This is a genomic window from Stenotrophomonas sp. PS02300 (assembly GCF_029959395.1).
Taxonomy (GTDB): domain Bacteria; phylum Pseudomonadota; class Gammaproteobacteria; order Xanthomonadales; family Xanthomonadaceae; genus Stenotrophomonas; species Stenotrophomonas maltophilia_AD.
In genome coordinates this window covers 1-1200 of sequence record NZ_JASCOP010000248.1, presented here as the reverse complement: position 1 = coordinate 1200, position 1200 = coordinate 1, and the positions used below count along the sequence as shown (strand labels likewise).

Genomic DNA, 1200 nt, shown 5'->3' with positions numbered 1-1200 from the left:
GAGACACCCCGTGATGCCCCCCAGCCTGCTCGGCAGCAGCGCCGGCCCCACCGCCAGCAGCAGCGCCACCCCGACCACGTCCAGCGCGCGCAACACCAGCGGCAGCGACCGACGGGACTTTGACGCCCTGCTCAAGCACGACAGCGGCAGCAAGGACACCCCCACCAAAGCCACCCCCAACAAGCCCGGCACCGCCGGCACCGCCGACACCGGCGGCAACGCCGCAGGCGACGCCAAGCGCCGCCCGGCCACTGACGAACCCACCGACGCCGCCGACCCAGCGGCCGCAACCGCACCGGCCGCCACCGAGAAAACCGCGACCAGCGAGCCCACCGACGACAACGACGCCGCCCCTTGGCCCCCGCTCGGCCTCGCCGGCCTGGCCCTGGCCGGCCTCGAACCGGTCACCGTCATGGCAGCCCCTGCCGCCAACGCAGACCCCGCCGCACTGGCCAAGGCAGATCCCGCCCTGCCCACCCTGCCGACCACCGCGACCACCCCGGCAACGCCAGCGTTGCCAGGCGCAACCGCAGCCGCCGACAGCAACCCCGCCCCCATCGCCCTGCCGCTGGACGCCGAGGTCGCCGAAGACGCCACCCTGCCCAAGGCCCTCACCGACGCCATCGCCAACGCCGGCAGCGACACCGACGCCCCCACCACCCCGCTCCTGCACGCCCTGCACGCCGCCGCCGAACTCAAAGCCGCCGCCACCGCCAGCACCCCGTTCCAGGGCGACCCCACCGCCACCCCGCACGTGGGCGGCGACGACTTCGACGACGCCATGAGCGCCCGCATCGGCTGGCTGGCCGACCAGAAAATCGGCCACGCCACCATCAAAGTCACCCCGCATGACCTCGGCCAGATCGAAGTGCGCCTCCAGATGGACGGCGACAAGGTCCACGCCAGCTTCAGCAGCGCCCACGCCGACGTCCGCCACGCCCTCGAATCCAGCATCCCGCGCCTGCGCGAAATGCTGAACGAACAGGGATTCCAGCTAGGCAACGCCGACGTGGGACACCAGCAGACCGCACAGGACGGCAAGGCCGGCGGTGGCCAGACCGGTCACGGAACCGCCGACGGCGACACCGCATTGTTCGAAACGACGATCTCGCCCTCGCAATTGATGCGCCAGCGCGGATTGTTGGACGCATACGCGTAAAGCCGGCCCGACCAACGGTCGGGCCCTACCGGAAGGCCCAA

General features: G+C 72.1%; 1 protein-coding gene. It reads left to right on the top strand.

All coding sequences use genetic code 11. From position 1 onward, the window contains the following. Positions 1–1159: flagellar hook-length control protein FliK (locus tag QMX79_RS20765; RefSeq protein ID WP_282248462.1), on the top strand; the 1159-nt coding region annotated here is incomplete at its 5' end. Positions 1160–1200 lie beyond the last annotated feature (41 nt).